5 protein-coding genes and 1 pseudogene are annotated in these 4636 nt (G+C 67.8%); 4 read left to right on the forward strand and 2 right to left on the reverse strand.

Translation table 11 applies throughout. From position 1 onward, the window contains the following. A pseudogene (locus AB0E19_RS38250) lies at positions 1 to 95 on the reverse strand (IS5/IS1182 family transposase); the annotation flags it as partial. Between the two features lie 167 nt (positions 96 to 262). Next, positions 263 to 538: a hypothetical protein gene (locus AB0E19_RS38255; RefSeq protein ID WP_362189737.1), complete on the reverse strand. Its 276-nt coding sequence runs from the start codon at positions 536 to 538 to the stop codon at positions 263 to 265. A 405-nt stretch (positions 539 to 943) separates the two neighbouring features. Between AB0E19_RS38255 and AB0E19_RS38260 the strand changes: the two genes are divergently transcribed. From AB0E19_RS38260 to AB0E19_RS38275, 4 genes are all read left to right on the forward strand, one after another. Then, the gene (locus AB0E19_RS38260; RefSeq protein ID WP_362189740.1) at positions 944 to 1387 is read left to right on the forward strand and encodes a hypothetical protein; all 444 of its coding nucleotides are present in this window, start codon (positions 944 to 946) and stop codon (positions 1385 to 1387) included. Continuing rightward, complete coding sequence (locus tag AB0E19_RS38265) at positions 1384 to 3480, forward strand: hypothetical protein (protein ID WP_362189743.1); 2097 nt, start codon at positions 1384 to 1386, stop codon at positions 3478 to 3480. Before AB0E19_RS38260 ends, AB0E19_RS38265 begins: the two co-directional genes overlap by 4 nt. A 129-nt stretch (positions 3481 to 3609) precedes the next feature. Next, entirely contained in the window at positions 3610 to 4248 is a 639-nt protein-coding gene (locus tag AB0E19_RS38270; RefSeq protein WP_362189746.1) for a hypothetical protein, read from the forward strand. Beyond that, positions 4245 to 4454: a hypothetical protein gene (locus tag AB0E19_RS38275; protein WP_362189749.1), complete on the forward strand. Its 210-nt coding sequence runs from the start codon at positions 4245 to 4247 to the stop codon at positions 4452 to 4454. Before AB0E19_RS38270 ends, AB0E19_RS38275 begins: the two co-directional genes overlap by 4 nt. The last annotated feature ends 182 nt before the right edge of the window (positions 4455 to 4636 follow it).

A 4636-nucleotide genomic window follows, 5' to 3' on the forward strand; every position in this document is an offset into this window, starting at 1 on the left:
TCCCCGGCCCGCCGGCGCCCGCCTCCTTGCGGGCGTATCACCACCGTCTCGGGCACCACCCTGCGGAACAACTCCCACAACTCATCCGGCACCAGGAGGCTCGCCTGGAATGGCTCAGGCCCCCATGCCGCGAAAGTCGAGGTCCTGCGTACACACGGGACGCAGTCCGCCGATCGCGCCGCGCTTCGGCTCCAGTGAGCGCAGGGCCGAACAGGTGCCAGTCGGTGGCGACGCTCCACTTCTTGCCCGTCAGGTGGGCGGATCAGTAGAGGAAGGCCGGCCATGCACGGATCCGTTCGACCCCGATTTTGCAGGCGTAGTCGGACAGGCCGCAGGCGGTATGGGTGGTGCGCCAACCGACGAGGTCCGCACGCGTCGTGAGCCCGAGGAAGTCCAGCGGAGTGCGGCCGTCGTCGGAGTCGTAGCAGGCGTTCTTGGCGTCACCCTGGTCGACCCACACGTAGCCGTCGCCGTCCTCGACCGGCTGCAGGCAGATGTCGCAGTTCGCCATCAGACCGGCGGTGGGCTGGTCGCTCATGGCGCTCTCCAGGCAGGTGGGGTAAACGGCGCGTGTCCACCCTCGCACACCAGCCCTCGCCAAACAGGCTCTAAATATCGAACACTCCCTATCGCTTCGTATGTGAGCGCGACAGCGTACGAGGCTCCGACCGCACGTTTCCCGCCCGCTTAAAGAGTGGCGTCCGGTTGTGGCTGTATGGCCGAAACCCTCAGCCCCTGCGCGGGTGCACCCCCTTCACCCTGCCAGTCCCTTGATCCAGTGAAGTGGCGAAGATGATTTTCGTCTGTCAAACCTTGGCAGAATGCGGGCGTGGCGCGGTTCGCTGTTTATCGTCGGCGCAAGTATTTTCGATTGCCGCGGCTGTCGTTCTCTTTGCACGCTGTGCCCTCAAGTTCGCCGGCGGCTCTTCTTGGGGGATCTTTCATGGCAGATGCGTTGGACTACATGCAGGTGGCCACGAGCGGGGCTGCCGCCGTCGTCGCCGAGATGGCGAAAGCGAGTTGGGAGCCTTTCCGCAAGGCGATCGCGCGACTGTTCGGTCGCGGCGGGCCGGAGTCGGCTGAAAGGGACCTGCAGGTTGTCGACGAGGCCAGGGTCCGTCTGACCGAGTGCCCGGAGAGCGAGCGGTACGCCGTGGCCGAGGAGCTGCGGCAGTCGCTGTTCATCCAGCTGGCCGCGTTCCTGCAGAAGTACCCGGATGCTGCAGTCGAGCTTCAGGAGCTCGTGGACGGGTCGGATTCGGCGGACGAGGCAGGACAGGAGGGCGTCAGGGTGCACCACAACACCAACTCGCAGGTGGTGGTGTCTGGCGGGTCGATCCACACCGGCGGCAGCATCGTCTACCGGGCGCCGGGTGACGCGCGGTGAGCGAGGAACCCTTGACGGACGCGGCTCCTGACAAGCCTCCGGTGTCCTCGCCCGACGAGAAGGTCGAGTTTCTGGTGCCTTCGATGAAGGTGACCGTGACACGCAACGACCGTTCGTCGATCATCATCGCCGCGGGCCCGGTGACCATGTCGGGCAAGCAGCTGCTGCCGGTGGTCGAGATCTCCGAGGCGGAACTCGACGTCGTACGGACGGCCACATGGGTGCGTGTCGGTTTCCGAGGCGAATCGGTGATGACCGCAACCGACGCCTCGGTACTGCTGGGTGCCGCCGGACCGGGTCTGGCGGTGATCGCGGGGGCGCCTGGGTTCGGAAAGCGGACCGCAGGGGTCCGGGCCCTGTGGGAGGCCGCGCAGGCGGAGAAGAGCGACGACGGCACGGCACCGGCGCTGAGGGAGATCCGTCCGGACTGGAGCGACCCCGCGACTCCGGACCTGCGGCTGCTCCCGGAAGAGCCGGGCGTGGGCTATCTGCTCGACGTCGCGTCCGAGATATCTGCGTGGAAGGATCCACACAAGGTCGCTGTAGGCCTGGTGGGACACGCCGAGACTCTGCGCCGCAAGGGATCGTTCCTGGTGGTGGTAGCGGACGAGCGGGGCTGGCCGGAGGACGCGTCCGGTGCGATGGGGCGCGTGGTCGTACACGCGGCTCTGCGGCCTTCCGCGCACCGGGTGGCGGTGGCGCACCTGCGGCATGTGCACCAGAAGCCGGACCGGGTCCACTGGCTGGACAGCGGTGCCGATGGGACGGGCCGCGTCGGCGAGGCGTCGATGCTGCTGACCGAGAACAGCACCCCGGCGGAGGCGGTCCGGCTCGCAGGCAAACTTGCCGGCGTCGAAGCGTCCACCGAGGGGCTGGAGGCGGCCCGGGCGTCGTTCCAGGAGTGGCGCGGCCAGGTGAGCGACGTGTTCGCGAGAACCGAGGACAACGCCGACGACCGCGCGCTTCTCATCGCCTCCGTCTTCCTCAGCGGCGAAGAAGCGATGGCCATTCAGGAAGCCGGACGCAGCCTGCTGAACGAGCGCCCGAAGAAGGACGTACGCGAGATCCTGACCGGGCCGGACCTGGCGACACGGCTCGCCGACGTGGGCGCGCAGGTCGAAGGACGCCACGCCACCCTCGACCACAGGCCCGGATACGCGCGAGCAGTGCTGCTGCACCTGTGGCGGCAGCGCGCGGACATCCACCCTCACCTCCTGGACTGGATCAGCAGACTCACCGCGCCAGGTCAGCTCGGCGCCGCGCGCCTCGTATCGATCAGCGACCTCCTGGTGGATCTGGCCATCGCGGAGAACGACATCCGCGTCATCGACAAGATCCGCGCCTGGCTCGACAACGGCACGTCCCGGGACGGCCATCTGGAACTGATCGCCGGTATCTTCGCGAGAACCGCGCAGGCCGACGCATTGGGCCCGACGATCCGTGCGAGGCTGCTCGACTGGGCAAAGGACGACGAAGTGGCGGTGGCCAGGACGGTCGCGCTGGTCTGCCAGTCCTCCTTCGCCGACGACTACCCACGCCAGAGCCTGGTGAGGCTGCGCCACATCCTCGACCGTCCCGAAAGGGACGAGGCCGTCACAACGGCCGAGGCTGCGCTGCAGTCGATCGCCGGACGCGAGCGCCAGCTCGCCCGCGTGTGGAGCACGGTCATCAAATGGGCGAAAGAGACCGGCCATCTCGCCGGCCACCGCGCCTTCCTCGCGCTGATCGACCCGCGCACGGACCCCTTCGTCCTGCAGGTCATGCTTGCAGCGGCCGAGGGCAAGCCGGAGGTGCGACAGGCGCTGATCGACGCCTGGAGCACGGTTCTGGCGGATTCCCGGGTCCACGGTGAGGCCAGCCAGGTACTGATCGCCTGGGCCCACGCACGTGCCACCGACGATCTGATCCCCGCGGAGCTGCTCACGGACATCCTGCGCCGAGTCGTCGCCCGTCACCTGATGACGACACCGGTCTCCGCCCTCGTCTACGGCGAACCCGACGTCCGCTACGACCAGGCCGTCATCGACCTGCGCAAGGATCTGCACCTCCCCTCGTCGGACATGTTCGACATCGGCTCGACTCTGGAGCCCTGACCCGTGCAACCCTTCCGTTGGACGCGCCGCAGCCCCCGCAAGGAGCTGCGGCGCGCTCTCCGCAGATTCGACGCACGCCTCCCCAGCTGCCACCCCGGCATCGGCTTCACCGCCAGGATCACCGCCGCTGTGGTCACCGACCCGCCCTACCCCGAGCCGGCCCGGGAACTCGCTGGGCGGATCCGCACGGCCCTGCGCGAGATGGCGACCGAGTTCACCTTGGCGTGCGATCCCGTCGATCTGCCCTCCGCCCGCGACGCGTGCGCCCAGCACCTGGGCCGGCTCAGACGTCTGCCGACGAACCCGCCCGTGGAGTACCGGGCCGAGATCACCCTCGACCTCGCAGCCGACGACCAGGCAGCCGTGAGCCAACTCCTCGCAGCGCAGCGCCGCCAAACCGTCGCCGACGCGCTGCGCAGACAACAGACCGACGCGCTGGCCAGCGAACTGACCGAGCCCGCGGCGCTCCTCGCGCGGTGGATCGAGCAGGGGCATACCGACTGGGCGGGGCGCCCTTCCACCAACACCCTCGAAGAACTCGCCAAGACATTCGCCCGGTACCGACCCGAGCACGAACGGTCCGTCGATCACGAGGCCCTGGAAGTAGTACGGGAATTCCTCAGCAGCTTCCCGAACCTTCCGGAGAAGCAAATGCTGTACACGATCCTGGCCTCGGGCATGCGGCACGCTGGCCGCCCGGACCACGCCGCGAAGACCGAATCGCTCCTCGGCAGTCACGCCCCACCCACCCGTAGCGACAGAGAATGAGGCGCCGCCTGGCCCACCCCAGCAACACCACAACCCTGCTGAGGTGGCTTCTCACGCCACGCACCAGCTGGCACGCCCGGCGTCTGGTTCGTGCGGGCTACGGCAACGTCTCCTTCGACGCCGCCTGGCGCCTGGCCCGCGTCCGCATCCATCCGGAAGAGATCTCCTACCAACGCGGCGGGCACATCCCCCACACCGAAGCGTGAAGCGACCCAAGGGAAACGCGGACCGGACCGTCTCTGGAAAGCGTGACGGTCCCAGCAGTAAGCCTCATTTACTGGAGACGCCTCAAGAAGGATCTTCAGAGTGGTCATCGATCGGGTGACGGTCAAAGGCGGATAGCAGACGAGGCCTTCGGGCAGTGGTTCGAGATGTCTGACGTCTCAAC

It is taken from the genome of Streptomyces sp. NPDC047974 (assembly GCF_040653375.1).
Taxonomy (GTDB): domain Bacteria; phylum Actinomycetota; class Actinomycetes; order Streptomycetales; family Streptomycetaceae; genus Streptomyces.